Source organism: Nonomuraea sp. NPDC003727, from assembly GCF_053586935.1.
Genome location: NZ_JBSFNE010000009.1, coordinates 339,103 through 357,501, shown reverse-complemented (window position 1 = coordinate 357,501; position 18,399 = coordinate 339,103). Strand labels below are relative to the sequence as shown.

Annotated in this window: 18 protein-coding genes; 11 read left to right on the top strand and 7 right to left on the bottom strand. The window is 71.2% G+C overall.

Annotated elements, in window-relative coordinates; genetic code table 11:
• Positions 1 to 522 precede the first annotated feature (522 nt).
• Together ACWDLG_RS24555 and ACWDLG_RS24550 are read left to right on the top strand one after the other, a co-directional pair.
• Positions 523 to 1,497: a CapA family protein gene (locus tag ACWDLG_RS24555; protein WP_449923646.1), complete on the top strand. Its 975-nt coding sequence runs from the start codon at positions 523 to 525 to the stop codon at positions 1,495 to 1,497.
• A gap of 69 nt (positions 1,498 to 1,566) precedes the next feature.
• Positions 1,567 to 2,484 (top strand): SPFH domain-containing protein, encoded by a 918-nt coding sequence (locus ACWDLG_RS24550; RefSeq protein WP_449923644.1) that lies wholly within the window; start codon positions 1,567 to 1,569, stop codon positions 2,482 to 2,484.
• A 3-nt stretch (positions 2,485 to 2,487) separates the two neighbouring features.
• On the opposite strand, the gene ACWDLG_RS24545 is transcribed toward ACWDLG_RS24550, so the two are convergent.
• The 4 genes from ACWDLG_RS24545 to ACWDLG_RS24530 form a co-directional block, all read right to left on the bottom strand.
• Positions 2,488 to 3,153, bottom strand: a complete 666-nt coding sequence (locus ACWDLG_RS24545) for a response regulator (protein WP_449923641.1) — start codon at positions 3,151 to 3,153, stop codon at positions 2,488 to 2,490.
• Positions 3,150 to 4,286, bottom strand: coding sequence for a sensor histidine kinase (locus ACWDLG_RS24540; RefSeq protein ID WP_449923638.1), 1,137 nt, complete (start codon positions 4,284 to 4,286; stop codon positions 3,150 to 3,152). Before ACWDLG_RS24540 ends, ACWDLG_RS24545 begins: the two co-directional genes overlap by 4 nt.
• A gap of 18 nt (positions 4,287 to 4,304) precedes the next feature.
• Positions 4,305 to 6,128 carry a serine hydrolase domain-containing protein gene (locus tag ACWDLG_RS24535; protein WP_449923635.1) on the bottom strand — a complete coding sequence of 608 codons (1,824 nt, stop codon included), beginning with the start codon at positions 6,126 to 6,128 and terminating at the stop codon, positions 4,305 to 4,307.
• 661 nt (positions 6,129 to 6,789) lie between these two features.
• Complete coding sequence (locus ACWDLG_RS24530; protein WP_449923632.1) at positions 6,790 to 7,617, bottom strand: AraC family transcriptional regulator; 828 nt, start codon at positions 7,615 to 7,617, stop codon at positions 6,790 to 6,792.
• Between ACWDLG_RS24530 and ACWDLG_RS24525 the strand changes: the two genes are divergently transcribed.
• The gene (locus ACWDLG_RS24525; protein ID WP_449923629.1) at positions 7,616 to 8,161 is read left to right on the top strand and encodes a TIGR03086 family metal-binding protein; all 546 of its coding nucleotides are present in this window, start codon (positions 7,616 to 7,618) and stop codon (positions 8,159 to 8,161) included. The genes ACWDLG_RS24530 and ACWDLG_RS24525 overlap by 2 nt on opposite strands.
• A gap of 377 nt (positions 8,162 to 8,538) precedes the next feature.
• Complete coding sequence (locus ACWDLG_RS24520; RefSeq protein ID WP_449923626.1) at positions 8,539 to 8,799, top strand: hypothetical protein; 261 nt, start codon at positions 8,539 to 8,541, stop codon at positions 8,797 to 8,799.
• Positions 8,800 to 8,909: 110 nt separating this feature from the next.
• Here the strand turns inward: ACWDLG_RS24520 and ACWDLG_RS24515 are convergent, their stop codons facing one another.
• Positions 8,910 to 9,656 (bottom strand): SDR family oxidoreductase, encoded by a 747-nt coding sequence (locus ACWDLG_RS24515; RefSeq protein ID WP_449923623.1) that lies wholly within the window; start codon positions 9,654 to 9,656, stop codon positions 8,910 to 8,912.
• Positions 9,657 to 9,740: 84 nt separating this feature from the next.
• Here ACWDLG_RS24515 and ACWDLG_RS24510 point away from each other — a divergent pair, with 84 nt between their 5' ends.
• The 3 genes from ACWDLG_RS24510 (at position 9,741) to ACWDLG_RS24500 (ending at position 12,045) form a co-directional block, all read left to right on the top strand.
• A complete protein-coding gene (locus tag ACWDLG_RS24510; protein WP_449923620.1) occupies positions 9,741 to 10,223 on the top strand; it encodes an RrF2 family transcriptional regulator in 483 nt (160 codons plus the stop codon).
• 124 nt (positions 10,224 to 10,347) lie between these two features.
• The gene (locus ACWDLG_RS24505) at positions 10,348 to 11,292 is read left to right on the top strand and encodes a hypothetical protein (RefSeq protein ID WP_449923617.1); all 945 of its coding nucleotides are present in this window, start codon (positions 10,348 to 10,350) and stop codon (positions 11,290 to 11,292) included.
• A gap of 99 nt (positions 11,293 to 11,391) precedes the next feature.
• Complete coding sequence (locus ACWDLG_RS24500) at positions 11,392 to 12,045, top strand: pyridoxine/pyridoxamine 5'-phosphate oxidase (RefSeq protein ID WP_449923614.1); 654 nt, start codon at positions 11,392 to 11,394, stop codon at positions 12,043 to 12,045.
• 49 nt (positions 12,046 to 12,094) lie between these two features.
• Here ACWDLG_RS24500 and ACWDLG_RS24495 read toward each other — a convergent pair whose 3' ends face one another.
• A complete protein-coding gene (locus tag ACWDLG_RS24495; RefSeq protein WP_449923611.1) occupies positions 12,095 to 12,499 on the bottom strand; it encodes a winged helix-turn-helix transcriptional regulator in 405 nt (134 codons plus the stop codon).
• A 177-nt stretch (positions 12,500 to 12,676) separates the two neighbouring features.
• Here ACWDLG_RS24495 and ACWDLG_RS24490 point away from each other — a divergent pair, with 177 nt between their 5' ends.
• Both ACWDLG_RS24490 and ACWDLG_RS24485 read left to right on the top strand, forming a co-directional pair.
• Positions 12,677 to 13,597 carry an NADP-dependent oxidoreductase gene (locus ACWDLG_RS24490; protein WP_449923608.1) on the top strand — a complete coding sequence of 307 codons (921 nt, stop codon included), beginning with the start codon at positions 12,677 to 12,679 and terminating at the stop codon, positions 13,595 to 13,597.
• A 620-nt stretch (positions 13,598 to 14,217) separates the two neighbouring features.
• Positions 14,218 to 15,744, top strand: a complete 1,527-nt coding sequence (locus ACWDLG_RS24485; RefSeq protein ID WP_449923605.1) for an alpha/beta fold hydrolase — start codon at positions 14,218 to 14,220, stop codon at positions 15,742 to 15,744.
• A gap of 357 nt (positions 15,745 to 16,101) precedes the next feature.
• Here the strand turns inward: ACWDLG_RS24485 and ACWDLG_RS24480 are convergent, their stop codons facing one another.
• Complete coding sequence (locus tag ACWDLG_RS24480; protein ID WP_449923602.1) at positions 16,102 to 16,722, bottom strand: M15 family metallopeptidase; 621 nt, start codon at positions 16,720 to 16,722, stop codon at positions 16,102 to 16,104.
• Between the two features lie 87 nt (positions 16,723 to 16,809).
• Between ACWDLG_RS24480 and ACWDLG_RS24475 the strand changes: the two genes are divergently transcribed.
• On the top strand, positions 16,810 to 17,505 hold the full coding sequence (locus ACWDLG_RS24475; RefSeq protein WP_449923599.1) for a response regulator transcription factor: 696 nt from the start codon (positions 16,810 to 16,812) through the stop codon (positions 17,503 to 17,505).
• A 146-nt stretch (positions 17,506 to 17,651) separates the two neighbouring features.
• Positions 17,652 to 18,323 carry a hypothetical protein gene (locus ACWDLG_RS24470; RefSeq protein WP_449923596.1) on the top strand — a complete coding sequence of 224 codons (672 nt, stop codon included), beginning with the start codon at positions 17,652 to 17,654 and terminating at the stop codon, positions 18,321 to 18,323.
• Positions 18,324 to 18,399 lie beyond the last annotated feature (76 nt).

Here is an 18,399-nt window from a genome sequence, read left to right as displayed (position 1 = left end):
GCAGGTGCGGCATCGCCTCGTTGATTCCTCGGCAAGCCGCCGCAGGCATTCGAGCGCGCATACATGATCGTCCCCGAGGTGAGCCTCTCCGACCAGGCGTCGTGCCTGGTCATGGGTAGGGGAGAGGCATCTCAAACCGCTCCTATGGCTGACGTAGCGACCTCGATCGCCTTCCGGCGATCTCTTGGACGGTGGACGTCCGCACCCGGCTCCATCGGTGTTGACGCCTGTCGTCTGCAGGTGAGGCGGCTCGGCAAAGGCCGGCCGGTGTTGTCCGGAGTGTCTGCCGGAGTCGGCTGGGAGGAACACGCCATCGAGGGCGCGGTGTGGACGAAGCCGCGATCCCGAAGGATGATCTTCGGTTTCTGTAATAAATCTACTTTGTAAAGGCGCCCCGGCTGGGCGGCTTTCAGCCGCCCCTCATTCAAGGACTGAAGACTCATCGACAAACAAGGCCGAGGCGGCTCGGCAGAAATCGGCGGCCCAGGTCGACATCCTGCTGAGCCGGGGTAGCTGACAGGTATGTCCGTCACACTCGCGCTGGCGGGTGACACGATGCTCGGGCGTGGCGTCGCCACCTTGCTGGAGAGCACGACCGATCCTGCCGCCTATCTTTCTCGCGGCGTGCGCGACCATCTGGCCGAGGCTGACCTGTTCCTTCTCAACCTCGAGTGTTGTGTGTCGGCGCGGGGCAGCAGGTGGGCGCAGGCGGGCAAGCCGTTCCATTTCCGGGCACCGCCTCAGGCGGCTGATCTGCTGGCGGAGTTGGGGGTCGGTTGTGTGACGCTCGCCAACAATCACGCGCTGGACTACGGCTACGACGCGTTGCTCGACACGCTGGACCATCTGCACCGGGTGGGTATCCAGGCGGTGGGCGCGGGTGCGGACGAGGCTCAGGCGCGGCGGCCGGCGGTGCTGGTGGCCGGTGGGTTGCGGGTCGGGGTGGTGGGGGTGACCGATCATCCGGCGGACTTCGCGGCGCGGGCCGATCGGCCTGGTGTGGCTTATGTCGATCTGCTGCATCGGGTGCCGGTGTGGTTGACGCAGACGGTGGCGGCGATGCGGTGCGGTATGCCGGTGGATGTGGTGCTGGTGACTCCGCATTGGGGGCCGAACATGACGGTGCGGCCGTTGCCGTATGTGCGGGCGGCGGCTGAGGCGTTGGTGGCGTCGGGGGCGACGTTGGTGGCGGGTCATTCCGCTCATGTCGTTCATGGGGTGGCGTTGCCGGTGCTGTTTGATCTGGGGGACTTCCTGGATGACTATGCGGTCGATCCTGATCTGCGTAACGATCTGTCGTTGTTGTTCCTGGTGAGCTTCGATGGTTCGCGGGTGGTGGGGTTGCGGGCCGTACCGATCAAGTTGGAGTACGGCAGGACGGATCTGGCGCGGGGGTCGGAGTGTGCGTGGATCTGTGAGCGGTTCGTGGGTGCGTGCGCGGATCTGGGCACGGAGGCTCGTGTGGAGGAGGGTGTGCTGGTGGTGGGAACCCCGTGATTTCTTGACGATGTCGTGGGGTTTTCCGTACGTGGCCCGGACCTAGCCTTGAACGGGGGGGATAGGCCCATGATCAACGAAGTCGTGCTGGCGCTCGTGGCCCTCTGCGGTGTCGGGGTGGTGCTGAGCGGCATCAGGATCGTCAATCAGGTGGAGCGTGGCGTGGTCTTCCGGTTCGGCCAGGCCCAGAAGCGTATTCGCCAGCCGGGGTTCAACCTGCTCATTCCGATCGCGGATCGGATGAGGAAGGTGAACGTGCAGATCGTCACGATGCCGGTGCCGACGCAGGAGGGCATCACTCGTGATAACATCTCGGTTCAGGTCGATGCGGTGGCGTACTTCCGGGTTCAGGATCCGCTGCGGGCGGCTGTGGAGGTGCAGAACTATCTGTTCGCGGTGGAGCAGGTGGCGCAGACCTCGTTGCGGTCGATCATCGGCAAGAGCGAGTTGGATGATCTGCTGTCCAACCGTGAGGAGCTGAACAAGGGTCTGGCGCTGATGATCGACAGTCCGGCGCTGGGCTGGGGCATCCACATCGATCGGGTGGAGATCAAGGATGTGCAGTTGCCTGAGTCCATGAAGCGTTCGGTGGCTCGGCAGGCAGAGGCGGAGCGGGAGCGGCGGGCTCGGGTGATCACCGCGGAGGGTGAGTTCCAGGCTGCGCGCAAGCTGGCCGACGCTTCGGCGATCATGTCAGAAACTCCGGGTGCGTTGCAGCTTCGGTTGCTGCAGACGGTGGTGGAGGTCGCGGCGGAGAAGTCTTCCACGCTGGTCATGCCGTTGCCGGTGGAGCTGTTGCGTTACTTCGACCGTCTGGCGGGCGTGGGGGAGCAGGCGGGCGAGCGCGGCGCGGAGGTGCCGAAGCAGCGGCCGGTTGCCCGGCGGGAGGAGTTGCCTGATCCGGCGACGCTTGAGCTGGCGTCGGCGGACGAGGTGGTGCGCGAGAGTTTCGTTCGTGGTGCCGGCGAGGAGGTCGAGCGGCGTTAGGTCTCAACGGCGCCAGTGGCCCGGGTGGACGAGGCCGGACTCGTAGGCGCAGATGACCGCCTGGATCCGGTCGCGCAGGCCGAGCTTGGACAGCACGTTGCTGACGTGGGTCTTGACGGTGTGCTCGCTGACCGTCAGGGCCGCGGCTATCTCGGGGTTGGACAGCCCCTGGCCGAGCAGGGTGAGGGTTTCTCGTTCCCTGGTGGTCAGGGTGTCCATTCCTGGTATCGCGATCGGTGGGCGGGCGTCACGGCGGACCAGGTCGTCGATCAGCTTTCTGGTCACTACGGGGGCCAGCAGGGATTCCCCGGCCATCACAACCCGGACGGCGTGCACGAGGTCGTCGCGCCGTACGTCCTTGAGGAGGAAGCCGCTGGCTCCGGCGTGCAGGGCTTCGTAGACGTATTCGTCCTGGTCGAAGACGGTCAGGATGACGACCTTGGTGCGGGTCTCGGCGCAGATGGTCCTGGCGGCCTGGATGCCGTCCATGACGGGCATGTGGATGTCGAGCAGGGCGATGTCGGGTGCGTGTGCGCGGACCGCCGCGACGGCTTGGGCGCCGTCGCCGGCCTCGGCGACGACTGTGATGTCCGGCTGGGTGTCGAGGATCAGGGCGAAGCCGCTGCGCATGAGTTCATGGTCGTCGGCGACCACGACGCGGATCGTCACGATGCGGCTCCTGTCAGGTGCACCGTGACGGCGAAGCCGTGCCCGTCCGGTCCGGGGCTGAAGGTCGCCGACCCGCCGCATGCCGCGGCCCGCTCGCGGATGCCGATCAGTCCGTGACCTGAGCCGCCGGTGTGGCCGCGGCCGTCGTCGGTGATGGCGATCATGAGCGTGTCGTGTCTCCAGTTCAGTTCGACGGTCACCGCGGTCGCCTTGGCGTGCTTGACGGCGTTGGTGAGCGACTCCTGCACGATCCGGTAGGCGGCGGCCTCCACGTCGGCGGGTAGGGGGCGTGGTGTGCCGTGGATGGTCAGTGTGGTGCGTTGCCCGGCCCGGTCCACGCTGTGCACGAGTGCTTCGATGCGGGCCACGGTCGGCGGGGCGCCGGGTGAGGATGTGCCGAGCAGGCCGAGGAGGCGGCGTAGTTGGTCCATCGCCTCGCGTCCGGTCGCGGCGATGGCGTCGAAGGCGGCTTCGGCCCGTGTCGGGTCGGGACGTATGGCCAGGGGTCCGGCTTCTGCCTGCACGACGATCAGGCTGATGGCGTGGCCGAGGACGTCGTGCATGTCCCGGGCGATCGCCGCGCGCTCCCGCTCGACGGCTCGCTCCGCTTCGCGCTGTTTGTCGCGTTCGAGCTGGCGGGTGTAGGTGTGCCGGTTGGCCGCGGCCCGGCCCATGGCCCAGGCCGCGATGTACATCACCAGTGCCCGTGCGGTGGTGTCCGCGCTCGGTGGGTTGAGGACGAGCCCGGCGAGTTGGGCGCCGGTGCCCGTGATGAGCAGGGCCATGGCCCAGGCGCGGATGCGGCGTGAGCCGTGCGCGGCGACCGTGTAGATCGCGATCAGGAGCGCGTAGGGGATCGGTTGTGGGGCGGTGTCGGGGTCGTTGAGCAGGTATGCGCCCGTGGCGGCTGTCACTGCTGCCAGGACGGCCAGCGGTGCGCGCCGCCGCCAGATCAGCGGCAGCGTCAGGCCGAGCACGGGCAGGTACTGCCCGTGCGTGTAGCCGGTCACCGGGTCGGCCTCTCGGATGGTGAGGATGAAGGGGGCCGAATGTGCGGCGAGTACCGCCAGGGCGATCGCGAGGTCCGCGGCCTGCGGAGGAATGCGGCGGATTGATCTGGCGATAGCTGACATATCGTGACGAAATCCTACTCAGGTGTAGGGCGGGCCGACGAAGTTGTAAAGGACGGCCACGACGGCGAACGCGACGACGCCCGTCGTGACCAGCGTGTAGCCGAGCCTGGCCCAGGGTCGCCACCAGCGCCGCCACCAGGCGAGGATCGCACCGGCCAGCAAGGCGACGGCCAGCGCCACGGTCAGCGTCGCCAGCACCAGCAGGCCGATCAGTACCGGCGCCCCCTGCAGGACCAGCGGCAACGCCCGGCCCTCGTCAGCGAGCAAAGAGCCGAACCCGGCCACGAACACCACCACCGCGACGCCGCCGAGCCAGGCCGCCAGCCGCGGCACCCATGGCCCGCGCATCACCCGCCCGCGAATCCTGCGTACGGCCAGCGCCACGGGATACCCCACCATGGCGATCACCGACACAACCACCGCCCACGCCAGCAGGCCGAGATGCGGCCACGAATGCTCCAGCAGGCCGATCTGATCGAACACGACCGTGCCGCCGCCGAGCGCGAGCTGACCGGGCTCGGGGAAGGCGATGCGGCTCCACCCGCCCTCCTGCTGGAAGACACCGGGTTCGAACTGGATCCAGCGCTTCTGCCCGTCGCCGAACCCCGTGGTGACGACGCTGCCGTCGGCGGCGGCGGTGACGTGCACCGGCGTGTCGGTCAACGCCTGCACCTTGAGCAGGCTGCCGCGGCTGACGCCGCTGCTTCGGTACCAGCCTTCATAGACGCGGGAGGACGCGCCCGCCAGCGCCGTGACCTCGGGTGGCGCCGTTTCCGGGAGGTACCGGTCGATGATCTTCTCTATCAGCGCGAACCCGTCCAGCCCGTGCCGCCCGGTGCCGTCCCCGTTGGAGATCACGTGGATGCCGATGTCCTGCTCGGGCAAGAGGAACATGGAGGAGTGCATGCCGGGCATGTCGCCGCCCTTGAACAGCAGCCGACGCCCCTTGTACGGCCGCTCCTCCCACATGAAGCCCATCCCGGCCAGGCTGGGATGCTCGCTGTACTGTCGGCGCTGCATCTCGGTCGCGACCCCGGCCCCGAGCCGCGCGTCCCGCGACAGGTGGGCCTGCAGGTAGGTGGCCATGTCGGCGGCGGTCGAGGCCGGCCCGGCGCCGGAGGCGGCGAAGTCCGCGCAGTCGATGGGCGTCGGCGTCCCGTCCACCAGGTAGGCCTTGGTGCCGCGCAGCCCGCCGCAGGCGATGACCGAGTCGTTCATGCCGAGCGGCTCGAACACCTGCCGCCTGACGTACTCCTCGAAGGGCATCCCTGACACGGTCTGCACCAGATACCCGGCCAGCGCCACCCCGTAGTTGCTGTAGGACACCCCGGTGCCGGGCGGGCGGACCCGCGCGGGCTGGTGGGCGGCCAGCGCCTCGCCCAGCGGCAGCACGTCCGCGCCGCTGCCCACGACGTAATCCTCGTCGAACCCGGCCGTATGGGTGAGCAGGTGCCGCAGCGTGACCGGACCCGGGTAGGTGTCACGGATCTTGAAGGTCTTCAGGTACGTGTTCACGTCGGCGTCCAGATCCAGCTTGCCGGCCCGGACGAGTTGCAGGGCGGCCTGGGCGGTGAACAACTTGGTCTCCGAGCCGATGAGGAACCGGGTGCGCTCGGGATCCACCGGCACCCGCCGTTCCGTATCGGCCCAGCCGTACCCCTTGTGCACCACCCGCTCGCCGCCGGCCACCACCGTCACGGCCACGCCCGGGATCTTCTCCTCGGCCATCGTCGTGGTGACGTGCTCGTCGACCAACGCGCCGAGCCCCTGCAGGGCCGGCGGCTCGACGGCCTGCGCCGGGGCGGTCATCAGGACCAGAGTGGTCATGAGTTTCAGCAACATGCCGTCAAGGGTGCTGCGCCGGCCCCTGGCGGCACATCGCCGACGCCACCCATTCGTCCCTCCGCCGCCCGGGGGAGAGAGCAGGCTTTCGCGGCGACGGGGCCTCGGCCCGCACGGCGGCCGCGCGGCCGGACATGGCTGGCCGGTCCGGCGAGAGTGCTCCCCGCCAGCGGCTCCGGTTCCAGTCGGTGCGCGGCGTGGCCACTGTCAGTCCTCGGTGTTGGGTGGTTCCTGTCGGGCGGTGGGAAGGCCGGGCACAGTGGCGGCCGGCGCGGCCTTGGCCTGTCGTGTGATGGACCTCCTGTTCGTCTCTGTCGACCGCGCGGTTCCGGGATACGGGCGGCGCGGCGCCGTGTGGCGAGCCCGGTCAGCCGCCTTTGTTCACCGCGGACGGACTTTCATCTGGCTTGCGTCGGCGGCCGGCGGGCCACGTCGCAGGCCGTCCTCGCGCGGACTCGCCGCGCGAGCCCCCGCGAGCCCCCGCGAGCCCCCGCGAACCCCCGCGAGCCCCCGCGAACCCCCGCGAGCCCCCGCGAACCCCCGCGAGCCCCCGCGAACCCATGCGAACCCATGCGAGCCCCCGCGAACCCGCGAACCCGCGATGCCCGGCCCGGTTCCCGGCGCCGGGCCGAGGCAGGCGGGCGCACGCCGGAGGAGACGATCAGGCCCGGCCGCCGAGCCGGGCGTAGGCCGCGGGCGGCATGCCGACCGCGGCGGTGAAGTCGTGCGTCAGGTGCGCCTGGTCGGTGTAGCCGAGCTCGGCCGCCAGCGTGGCGAGGTCGAGGCCCTGGTAGACGCGCTCGGCGGCCTCGTGCAGCCGGAAGCGGCGGATCACCCACTTGGGGCCGACCCCGACGTAGTCGCGGAACAGCCGCTGCAGCGAGCGCACCGACCGTCCCGAGCCTGCGGCCAGCTCGTCGACCCGGGTCATGGACATGTCGCTCTCCATCGTCGCCACCAGCGCCGCGACCTCGTCGGCCTGCGGATCGCGATGCGGCCCCCGGTTCAGCAGGAACCTGTCGACGAGCGCGACGGCGGCCCGGGCGTCGGGTTCGGCCAGGACGTGCTCGACCAGGTTCGCGCCCGCCGCGCCGAACATCTCGCCGATCTCCACGAAGCGGCCGGTCAGCTGGGAGACCGGGCCGTCGAGGAACGGCCGGAAGCCGCCGGGGCGAAAGCGGGTGCCGAGCACGCGGCCGCTGCCGCGCATCGTGTAGGAGAACCCGCCCTTGATCACTCCGGCGATCTGGTGGAAGTCGTGGGTGATCGTCATGTTCACGCTGGGGTGGGAGACGATGCGCTGTTCGTACGGCTCGGCGAGGCCGGTCCACGTGACGACCCAGAAGTGCTCCACGTACGCCGACATCGCCGGTGAGGGCGCATGGCGGACGTAGTCGAAGGCGTCGAGCCCCGCGTACGGGTCGACCCAGCCGCGCTGTCGCCTTTCTACAAGCCGCGCCTCCGGCCGGCGCGGCACGATCGCTGCCATGGAAGACATGATGCCGCTGATGACACGCGCCACCGAACGGACCGCGGGCCTGGTGCGCGCCGTACGGCAGGAGCAGCTCGGCTTGTCGACGCCGTGCGAGAAGTTCGACGTCAGGGACCTGATCAACCACCTGGAGTGGGTGGCGGAGATGTTCGAGTCGCTGGGCCGTCAGGGGCCGCGCCCCGAGCAGGGTCCCTACGCGGGCGACTTCCCCGAACGGGCGGAGCGCACCCTGGCCGCCTGGTCGCGGCCGGAGGCGTGGGAGGGTGCCAGCCCCGCCATGGGCGGCCTGCCGATGGGCGTCCTGGCTCACATGTACCTCGTCGACCTGGTCGTGCACGGCTGGGACCTGGCCCGAGCCACCGGCCAGGACTACGAGCCGGACCCCGAGGCCGTCTCTCGGGCGCTGCACTTCACCGACCGGATGGCGGAGATGGGCAGGCAGCGCGGCGCCTTCGGGGCGGCGGTGGCGGTGGCCGACCATGCCCCGCCGTTCGACCGCCTGCTCGGCGTCATCGGCCGGGATCCGGCCTGGACCCCGTGAGGCGCGTGGAGACTCTTCTGTGAGCATGGTCCGGGTTCTCGGTGTGCCTGCGCAGGCCGGGAACCGGGGCGCGGCCAGTGCGTCGGCCGGGACGATTGCCGGAACATTGCCCGGGGAGCGGCGGCGTCCCCGGGACGGCGCAGGGGTTGCGAGGCCGCGCGGCGAGCGATTGTCGCCTCGAGTGATGTCGTGGTCGCTCTGGGGAGCGGGAGAGTAATCCGACCGCCTTCAGGCTTTGGATTTCTCTAGGTGACCGCCGCAGTTCCCGCTCATTAGCGTGGAAATCCGTTCCTCTGTTGAATCGGTGCGGACGTGATGCCGATTCGGCGCTCCGTCAGCCCTGGGATCGCCCAGGAATCCACCATGGAGTCTCAGTCATGATCACGATAAGGAACGCTCTCCTGGCCGCCGCGCTGGGCGGTGCCACCCTCGTCGCGCCGGTGGCGACATCGGCCCAGGTCGCAGGCGCCGAGCCGGTCGCCCAGGCGCTGTCGGCCGCGCCGGTGACCTCCTTCGCGGCCCATCCCTGCCGTTTCCACAAGGATCCCGCCGCGTGCTATGCCCGCTGGGGCGGTGGCGGGCCCATGGATGACGAAGACAACATCACCAATCCTTCCGGCTCCGGCATCGACGAGTGACGCCGGGACGCCTCCGAAGGAGCACCGAAGGATCTGTGACGCAGGCATGGCCGGCCGGCCACGCCTGCCCGGCCACCCGCCCCTGGTGAGCGGGTGATCGGCCGGCGGCTCTATCGCTGGGCGGCCAGCCACTCGTCGAAGGTGGTGGGCGCGATGCGGGCGCCCTCGCCGGGCAGCAGCGTGTCCCCGGCCATCTCCGGGCCGAACACCGTCGACGACCACGTCGGCACGAGCCTGACCGTGCGGCCGCGCGCCTGGAGGGTGCGCCGGGCCATGTCCACCAGGTCCTGCGGTTCGGGACCGGCGACGTCGGCGTAGCGTCCCTGCGGCTCGCCGACGGCGATCTCGGCCAGGACGTCGGCCACGTCCGCGGGTGCGATCGGCTGCACGAGCAGGGGCGCGATGGTGGCGATGCCGTCCTGCTCGGTCCAGCCGGTCACCATCTCCGCGAAGTCGTGGAACTGGGTGGCCGGCACGATCGTCCACGGCACCGCTCCGGCGGCCACCAGGCGCTCCTGTTCCCGCTTGCCGGCGTAGTGCGCGTTGCCTTCGACGCGATCGATGCCGGCGATCGACAGCAGCACGTGGTGGCGGACGCCGGCTCGTTCCTCGGCGGCCAGCAGGTTGCGCGTGGCGGTGCCGAAGCGGGCCACCGTCTCGGCCGGGCCGGCCGCCAGGGTGTTGGTGGCGTCCACGACGGCCTCGGCGCCGGTCAGGGCGGCGTCGAGGCCGTCGCCGGTCGACAGGTCCACGCCGAGCGAGCGGCTGATGCGCACGACGTCGTGGCCGTCCCGTTCGAGGGCGGCGACGGTGAGGGCGCCGATGTGCCCGGTCGCGCCGGCGACTGCGATCCTCATGGTGGTCTCTCCTGTTCGAAGGGGTTCCACCGGAACGTATCACGGACTAAAAAGGTCCGTAATGTCTGCGATAGGCTCGGGGTCGTGAAGCTGCCTGTGAGCACGGAATGGGTTCTGCACTGCGCCACGACGCTGGCACAGCTCGAACCGGGAGTCAGCGCGTCGACGACACAGCTCGCGCAGTACTACGACCTTCCGGCGCCCTATCTGGCCAAGCAGCTGAAGGCGCTGGTCAAAGCCGGTCTGCTGAGCGCCACCACGGGGCCGCGGGGCGGGTTCCGGCTCGGGCGGCCCGCCGCCGACATCACGCTCCTGCAGATCGTCGAGGCCGTCGACGGCAACTCCTCGCCGTACGAGTGCCGGGAGATCCGCCGGCAGGGGCGCGGAGCGCTGCCTGCCGAGGACTGCCGCAGCACCTGCATCCTCGCTGAGAAGATGGCCGAGGCGCACCAGGCGTGGCGAGGCAGCCTCACCGGGGTCACCCTCGCCGACATCCTCGCCGCGCTGCCCCCGTCGGCCCCGTCCCGCACCCGCCTGCGCCTGGCCGGAACGGGACAGCCCGATTGATCGGGTACGGCCGGCCGGATGCCGGGATTCCTCGGTGCCGGCACCTTCGACGGGCTCCCGGCCGGCCGCCGCCGGACGACAGCCCCGGCGGGCAGGCCCGGGAGTTCGCGCTAACCTCCTGGACATGCTTCGGACCCCTCGTTCGCTCCAGATCTTCACACGGTTCGTCGACGGCGGCATCTGCGCCTACGACCTGGCCGGCGACGGCCGGGGGACGCTGTCGCCGGCGCGGGTGTTCCGGCCGTCGGCGGGCGACGAGGTCGTCGACCATACGGCCGCGGCCGATCTGCGCCGCGCCGTCTACACGACCTTGGACGCCGCCGTCTGCGTCGCCGGTGACGGGAGCGAGCTCTGGCGCTCGCCGTTCGAGCCGCTGTCGACGGAGCCGTACGGGCACTGGCCCGGCTGCGTGCTGTCCCTCGACGGCCGTGTGGTCTGGGTCTACCGGCCCGACAGCATGGCCGGGCGGGACCGGCCCGACCGATGGGTCACCCTGGACGCGCACACGGGGCAGGTCATCGCGCAGGCGGAGCTGGAGACGGCCGGGCACGGCGGCCGGCACGTGCGCCACCCCGACGGCGAGCACCTTCTCCTGGACGTGGGAGAGGGCCAGGACGGCACGGCCCTGTTCCGGGGCAGGCTGAGCGGCGACCGGCTGGACCTGGTCCGTTACCCGTGGGACGACCGGTGCCTCATCGCCCTGGCGCCCGACGGCGCCCAGTTCATGACCGTCGACCACGAGCAGGCCGACGTCGCCTTCCACGCCTGGCCGGACGGTGAGGTCACGCTCGAGCTGCCGGTCGAGGCCTTCGGCCACGATCCTGACGACACCTTCGTCGAATGGGGCGGGGGCTACCTCACTGCCGACACGGTCGTCGTCACCCTCGGCGGGGAGAGCGACGACGAGCGGGAGTGGTTGCGCCACTGGCGCGTCAACCTGCGCACGGGCCGGGTCGAAGACGAACTCGACGGGCACGCCGGCAACCCCTACGACCTCGAACCCCTGGCGGACGGATCATGGCTCACCACCGATCCGTCCGGCCACCCGATCCGGCACTTCGACCGGTAGGGACGCCTCCGTCCGGCAGCACCCGCTCACCCGCCGGCGGTCCGGCTTCGGCATGATGGCGAAGGTCCCACCCGCCGTGACCCAGGAGGAGATGGCCTGATGACTGTGCGCGATCTGTTGCGGTCCCTTCCGGTCTTCCCCGACCAGCTGCCGGACTTCGACGCCGCGGCCGCTCCGGACGAGCCGGTGGCGTTGTTTTCGCGGTGGCTGGGGGAGGCGATCGAGGCGCGGGTGCTCGGACCACACGCCATGACGCTGTCGACCGCCGACACCGACGGCCGTCCCGCCGCCCGCGTGCTCATCTGCAAGGACGTCAGCCAGGACGGCCGCTGGTTCTTCGCCTCCGGCGCCAACAGCGCCAAGGGCCGCCACCTGGCCGGCAACCCGCACGCGGCCCTGGTCTTCTACTGGCCCGAGCTGGGCCGCCAGATCCGCGTCCGCGGCCCGGTCACGCCCGCCGGGGCCGAGGCCGGCGCCGCCGACTTCCTGGCGCGCCCGCCGGCCTCGCGTGCCGAGGCGCTCATCGGCCGCCAGTCCGAGCCGCTGGACGACCCGGCCGAGCTCGACGCCGCCTTCGAGCAGGCCTACGCCCGGGTGACGGCCGACCCGGACCTGGTCGCCCCCGCCTGGACGCTGTATGCCCTCACCGCTGAGGAGGTCGAGTTCTGGCAGGCCGACCACGACCGCAGGCACACGCGCCTGCGCTACGAGCGCACCGGATCGGCCTGGCTGCGCGGCCGGCTGTGGCCGTGATCGCGGCCGGGCGGTGGCCCCGCCGTACGGCAGGCGGCCCGCTGCCGCGTCAACCGGCTGCCGCGAGGTCGTGGCGGCGGCGGGACTCGGCCACGTACGCGCGGTGCTCCTCCGCCCAGCGCATCAGCCCGCTCACCTGGCCGGACAGCGTCTGGCCGACAGGGGTCAGGGCGTAGTCGACGCGCGGCGGCGAGGTCGGGGTGACCGTCCGTTCGACCAGGCCGTCGCGTTCGAGGCTGCGCAACGTCAGCGTGAGCATGCGCTGGGAGATGCCCTCGATGGCGCGCTGCAGCTCGGAGTAACGCCTGGGGCCGTCGCCCAGCAGGCTCATGACCAGCACGCTCCACTTGTCGCCGACCCGATCCAGCACATCGCGCAGCTGGCACACATGGTGGTCCTCGGAGACGCGCACATCGGTGTGCGGTGGGCTGGTCAAAGTGCCTTCTTCCGTCATGGCGGCATTCTGGACCAGACTCGAGGCGCGCACAAGGCATAACCAACGCACAGAAAGTGCGGTAGGCCTGCGCCCGGCCGGACGGCCTTCCCGACGAGGGCGGACCGTCCGCGACCGGAACCGTCCCGCGCCTGCCGGCGCCAGACGTCATCGTCATCGAACAAGGAGTGACCAGATATGCGTGCTGTCGCGTTCTCCGGCTTCGGAGCCGCTCCCGCGCTCACCGAGCTGCCCACCCCCGAGCCCGGCCCCGGCGAGGTGCTCGTGCGCGTGCGGGCCGCCTCGGTCAACGGTTTCGACCTGGGCGTCCTGGGCGGACTCCTCAAGGGCGTCTACGAGTACGAGTTCCCTGTCGTGCTCGGCAAGGACTTCGCCGGCAGCGTCGCGGCCGTCGGGGCCGGGGTGAGCGGCCTGGCGGTGGGCGACGAGGTGTTCGGCGTGGTCATGCGGCCCACCCTCGGACAGGGCGGCTTCGCCGAGTACGTGGTGGTCGGCGAGCAGTACGGCATCAGCCGCATCCCCGACGGGCTCGACCACGCCAGGGCCGGCGCGCTGGGCCTGGCCGGTACGGCGGCGCTCAACGCGGTCGACGCCGTGGCCCCGGCTCCCGGGGAGAGCGTGCTGATCTCCGGCGCGACCGGCGGGGTGGGCGCCTACGCCGTCCAGCTGGCCGCCTCCCGCGGCGCCACCGTCATCGCCACGGCCCGGCCCGGCGCCCAGGCCGCCTTCGTCACCGCGCTCGGCGCCCGCTACGTCGTGGATCCCGACGACCTGCGGGCGCAGGTGGAGGCGGTGGCGCCCGGCGGGGTGCAGGCCGCGCTGCACCTGGCCGGCGACGGCGCCGCGGTGGCCGGCCTGCTGGTCCCGGGCGGACGGCTGGCCTCCACGCTGCACTTCGTCCCGGACGGCGAGGACGTCAAGGCCACCGCGATCATGGCCGACCCCAGCCCGGCCACGCTGGCCTTCCTGGCCGCCGAGGTGGTCGCCGGCCGCCTGCGGGTGCCGCTCGCCCGCGCCTACGACCTGGCCGACGGCGCCCAGGCGGTCGCCGACTTCACCGGCGGCACGGTCGGCAAGATCGCGGTGACCGTCGGGTGAAGCCCGCCCGGACCCGGGTGCGGCGGCACCGCTGATCGCCGCCTTCGGGGCCGCTTGCTGCCGGCGAGGGGGCGTCCGCGACGGACCGCCGAGGCCCGGTCCGGCCGGTCCGGCCAGTGAGGGAATGCCGTGGCGGGCGTCCGGCGGGACCCTGCGGTGCCGCCGCGAAGGGCGGCTTGCGGGATGCGCAGGGGCGGGTGCCTAATGGGTAGTGGGTCCGGCCCCGGCCGGTGGGCTCATCCCGGACCGCTCCGGCCGGACGGCGTGAACGCCGGCGCCGGCAGTACCGGCATCGACGCCTCCGCTGGGAAGCGACGGCCGCCAGGCCGTCCCCGGCTCGCCGGCGGGCAGACCCGCGGGCTCGGCCGGGAGGGACGATGACCGACACACCACCCGACGCCGTGTCCGTCCACGCCGGCAGCCCGGGACACGGCGAACCAGGGCACGGCGAACCGGGCTGCCGCGCAGGGCGGGGCGCCGCGCGGCACGCTGACGTGCGCACGCACGCCGGGCGACCTCCGTCGAGAACCTGTCCGTGGCCGGACAGGAAAACGCGGACCTTCTGGCCGAGCCACAGGCGCGTCAAGGCGAGCGGGCGCGCCGGTCGCCGGCTGCGCGCGGTGGCAGGCTTCGCCGTCGCCGTGCTGCTGGCGGCGGGGGCCGCCGGGTGCGCGAACGAGGAGCCGAAGCCGGCCGCCCGTGCGCGCTACGCCCCGGCGGCGTGTCCGGCGCCGATCCTGCCCGGTGTGCCCGCGCTGGGGCCGGAGTTCAGCTGCGGGTACTTGACCGTGCCGGAGAATCGCGCCAGGCCCGGCGGACGCACCATCAAGATCGCTGTGGCCCGGCTCAAGGCCGCCGCGGCGCGGCCCAGGCCCGACCCGGTGGTGTGGCTGACGGGCGGGCCCGGCGGGTCCGGGCTGCTGGACGCCTTCACCGTCTCCAGGCTCTCTCCGGCGATCAACACCGACCGGGACGTCGTCTTCGTCGACCAGCGGGGGACGGGGCGCGCCGAGCCGCTCCTGAGCTGTCCGGAGATCGACGCCTTCACCCGCCGGGCGGTCACGATGGTGGCCACCGACCCGGACACCACCCGCAAGGGTGTCGAGGCGACCCGGGCCTGTCGCGACCGGCTGGCCAGGACGGGCTACGACCTGTCGGCGTACAACACCACCGAGAACGCCGCCGACATCGCCGATCTGCGCACGGCGCTGGGCGTCAAGGAATGGAACGTCTACGGGGTGTCCTACGGCAGCGATCTGGCCCTGCAGCTGCTGCGCGACCATCCGCAGGGCATCCGCAGCATGGTGCTGGACTCCGTCGTCACACCCCACCTCAACCTCCTGGAAGGCCTGTGGCCCAACGCCGCCGACCAGTACCAGGCCATGTTCGCCGCGTGCGCGGCCCAGCCGGCCTGCCAGGCGGCCTACCCCGGCCTGCGGGCCGAGTTCACCGCCACCGTGCGGCGCCTGAACCGCCGGCCGCTGACGGTGCCCGTGCCCGGCCAGGCGGGAGCCCCGCCCACCACCGTGGTGTTCGACGGCTACCAGCTGGCCAACATGGTCGTGGTGGCGGCCCTGCCGCCCTGGGCGCTGACCACCGTGCCCGCCGCGGTGCACGCCCTGGCCGCCGGCGACGGCCTGCCCGCGGCCAGGACGGTGCTGGCCGGCAACTCCCCGCCCGGTTTCGTCGGCTGGGGCCTGTTCTACGGGGTGGTCTGCCGCGAGCAGGCGGCCTTCACCGACCGCCGGAAGGTGCAGGCCGCGGGCCAGGCCGCGCTGCCCGACTTCCCCGACCGGGTGCTGTCACTGCCGCCGCAGCAGGAGTTCGTCGCCCGGATCTTCCCCGACTGCGCGGCCTGGGACGTCGGACGCGCCGATCGGCGGGTGACGGCCCAGACCCGCAGCGACGTGCCCGCCCTGCTGATGTCGGGAACCTTCGACGGGCCCGCCGGAACGCGGTGGGCCGCTGCCGCCGCCACCGGCCTGTCCCGCTCGCGCGTCCTGGTGTTCCCCGGGCTGGGCCACTCCGTGTTCGACCAATCCGCATGCGCCCGCGCGATACTGGTCGGCTTCTTCGACCAGCCTTCCGGCGGCTACGACACCTCCTGCGTCGACACGCTCACCGTTCCGCCCTTCACCACCGGCTGAGCGCGTCGACCTGGCCTGTTCGCGTCCCCGGCCGTGCCGGCGGCGGCTCCGCGGCCGGCGCCGGGCGCCTGTCGTGGTCGCCGGCCGCTTCGCGGCCGTTCGAGCCGGTCGAGGGTCGCGATCCCGCGATGAACTCGCTCACGATGTACGGCCGTCCGCCCCGTGACCCCCACGTCCAGCAGCCTGGCCGTGCCACCGGCGCCACGCCTCCCAGCCCGTTCGGGTCGTAGATTCCCGTCAGCGGCCCGATCAGCAGCTCCAACCGGATCCCGGCGCTCTGCAGCCTTCCTGCCACGGTCGGGAAAGGTCTGCAGGGTGAGTGGGGGTCACCGGGACGGGATACGCCGACGGCGTTGGTCAGTGCCGCATCCTTGGATCGTCGGTGGGGTCGGCATACATCGGTGGGCACCCACGGTCGGCTGCTTCGGGGCGCAGTTCGTAGTGCCAGGATTCGTTGCCGTAGATCTGGCATAGCCCGTGGTCGGCGCCGTGCCTGGACAGCCACGCCGTCGCGTCGAAGGGTCCGATGTCGATGGCGTCCCCGGACACGTGGGCGGAGTTGTCCGCTGTGGCGACCCACCGCGCGGCTTCCTCTTGCGAGCCGTACCTGGAGACGGCATCGCGGAGCAACTGTTGCTGGTACCGCGGAGAACGCCATCCACTGTTGACGTGGAACTCGACGCCGTCCTCAGCGGCGTCGGTCGCGGCTCGGCGCAGGGCCTCGAGCAGGTCCGGATCGAGCTTGGCCACAGCCGGGAACTCGTCGTCGAAGACCGTCACGCCGTCGGGGACGACGCCGTCAGCCTCCCCGGCAGCCCCCCGGTGCTCGCCGAGAACATCGCTGAACGAGGTGGCCGACGACGAGACCAGCTGATAACCGAGGGTTGCGACGATCGCGGCGATGACCGCTGCCAGGCCGACGACTACGAGCCGGCGGGCGCGGCCGACTCCTGATCGCGCCGGTGTGTGAAGACTCATGCCGCCAGTCAAGGCAGCGTGGTGTTACCAGCGCTTATGTGATTTCCGATACGCCGACGATATGTTCGGGTTCGTAGTATCGGCAGAATGCGCGTACTGATCGTCGAGGATGAGCCCTATATGGCGGAAGCCATCCGTGATGGGCTCCGTCTGGAAGCGATCTCGGCCGATATCGCCGGTGACGGCGAGACCGCTCTCGAGTTGCTGGGTGTCAATCCGTATGACATCGCCGTCCTCGACCGCGATGTTCCCGGACCGTCCGGTGACGAGATCGCGCGACGCATCGTCGCTTCCGGCAGCGGCATGCCGATCCTCATGCTCACCGCCGCCGACCGGCTCGACGACAAGGCCTCGGGTTTCGAGCTCGGCGCCGACGACTATCTCACCAAGCCGTTCGCGCTCAAAGAGCTCGTGCTCAGGCTCCGGGCACTCGACCGCCGTCGCGCCCACAGCAGGCCGCCCGTGCGGGAGATCGCCGGTCTGCGGCTGGATCCGTTCCGGCGGGAGGTCTACCGGGACGGGCGGTACGTCGCGCTGACCAGGAAGCAGTTCGCCGTTCTCGAGGTGCTGGTCGCCGCCGAAGGCGGTGTCGTCAGCGCCGAGGAGCTGCTGGAACGGGCGTGGGACGAGAACGCCGACCCCTTCACCAACGCCGTGCGCATCACGGTCTCGGCCTTGCGCAAGCGGCTCGGCGAACCCTGGGTCATCGCGACGGTGCCCGGCGTCGGGTACCGCATCGGCACGGCGTCCGGCACCGGTTTCGGGGGAGGGGACGGTGAGTAGGGCGCCTGGCTGCGCGCCTTCGGTCCGGCCGCGGTCGCGGTGCTGGCCTTCCTGCTGGTGTTCGGCCTCCTGGGAGGGTGGATTCTCGCCGGTAGCATGCTGGCTCCCTGCGCACCCCGCTGGCGATCACACAGACCCTTCTCGACGTGGCCCGCAACGATCCGCGGCGGCAGGCCGACGAGCTCGTCGAACGCCTCCACATCGTCAACACCCGAGCGATCGACCTGGCCGAGGCGCTGCTCCTGCTCAGCCGTGCCGGCCAGCGGTCCTTCACCCGGGAGGGCGTCGATCTGTCCCTGGTGGTCGAGGAAGCCACCGAGACGTTGCTACCTCTCGCGGAGAAGCGCGCAGTCACCATCCAGACGTCCGGCGAGGTCAACCGAACCACCGGCTCACACGTGCTCCTGCTGCAGATGGAACACTCGCCGTCACCGCGCGTCCCGCCGGCGGGCTCAGCGTCGCCGTGCGCCTATCCGCCACACCCCCGCACCCCGGCGGATGACGGACAAAGCAACTGCTGCACAGCCACCCGGCCCATGTCGGGTGCGCTGACGCTGCTCCGCAGGGCATGGACGGCGTTGTCCCGGGCTGCCGGCGGCACTTCGGGCGTTGAGCGCCTCGGCGTGATGAGCGCCTGCAGGAGGTCGTCCAGGTCCGTGCCGGGGGCGAGGCGGGGCGTCATTTATCAGCACGGATCGCCCGGCAGCCGCCGAGTGGATCCGCCCGGCGTGGTCCAGGAGGTGACGACGGGTGAATTCTTGGGGCGGGTGGGTGAACATCGTTGCCGGTGCTCGTCCGGCGGCAGGCAACTTGTCTAGCTTAGTCGGCATGCAATATAGGCCATATCACACATTTAATGCCGTCCGGATCTTCTGTGCGTTAATCGTCGCCGTG

Coding starts and splice junctions, on each gene's coding strand:
- ACWDLG_RS24515 (WP_449923623.1), bottom strand. CDS start 9,656: ATGAGGATCGCAGTCGCCGGCGCGACCGGGCACATCGGCGCCCTCACC.
- ACWDLG_RS24535 (WP_449923635.1), bottom strand. CDS start 6,128: ATGTTGCTGAAACTCATGACCACTCTGGTCCTGATGACCGCCCCGGCG.
- ACWDLG_RS24505 (WP_449923617.1), top strand. CDS start 10,348: ATGCTTCGGACCCCTCGTTCGCTCCAGATCTTCACACGGTTCGTCGAC.
- ACWDLG_RS24490 (WP_449923608.1), top strand. CDS start 12,677: ATGCGTGCTGTCGCGTTCTCCGGCTTCGGAGCCGCTCCCGCGCTCACC.
- ACWDLG_RS24500 (WP_449923614.1), top strand. CDS start 11,392: ATGACTGTGCGCGATCTGTTGCGGTCCCTTCCGGTCTTCCCCGACCAG.
- ACWDLG_RS24555 (WP_449923646.1), top strand. CDS start 523: ATGTCCGTCACACTCGCGCTGGCGGGTGACACGATGCTCGGGCGTGGC.
- ACWDLG_RS24525 (WP_449923629.1), top strand. CDS start 7,616: ATGGAAGACATGATGCCGCTGATGACACGCGCCACCGAACGGACCGCG.
- ACWDLG_RS24530 (WP_449923632.1), bottom strand. CDS start 7,617: ATGGCAGCGATCGTGCCGCGCCGGCCGGAGGCGCGGCTTGTAGAAAGG.
- ACWDLG_RS24480 (WP_449923602.1), bottom strand. CDS start 16,722: ATGAGTCTTCACACACCGGCGCGATCAGGAGTCGGCCGCGCCCGCCGG.
- ACWDLG_RS24475 (WP_449923599.1), top strand. CDS start 16,810: ATGCGCGTACTGATCGTCGAGGATGAGCCCTATATGGCGGAAGCCATC.
- ACWDLG_RS24495 (WP_449923611.1), bottom strand. CDS start 12,499: ATGACGGAAGAAGGCACTTTGACCAGCCCACCGCACACCGATGTGCGC.
- ACWDLG_RS24550 (WP_449923644.1), top strand. CDS start 1,567: ATGATCAACGAAGTCGTGCTGGCGCTCGTGGCCCTCTGCGGTGTCGGG.
- ACWDLG_RS24540 (WP_449923638.1), bottom strand. CDS start 4,286: ATGTCAGCTATCGCCAGATCAATCCGCCGCATTCCTCCGCAGGCCGCG.
- ACWDLG_RS24520 (WP_449923626.1), top strand. CDS start 8,539: ATGATCACGATAAGGAACGCTCTCCTGGCCGCCGCGCTGGGCGGTGCC.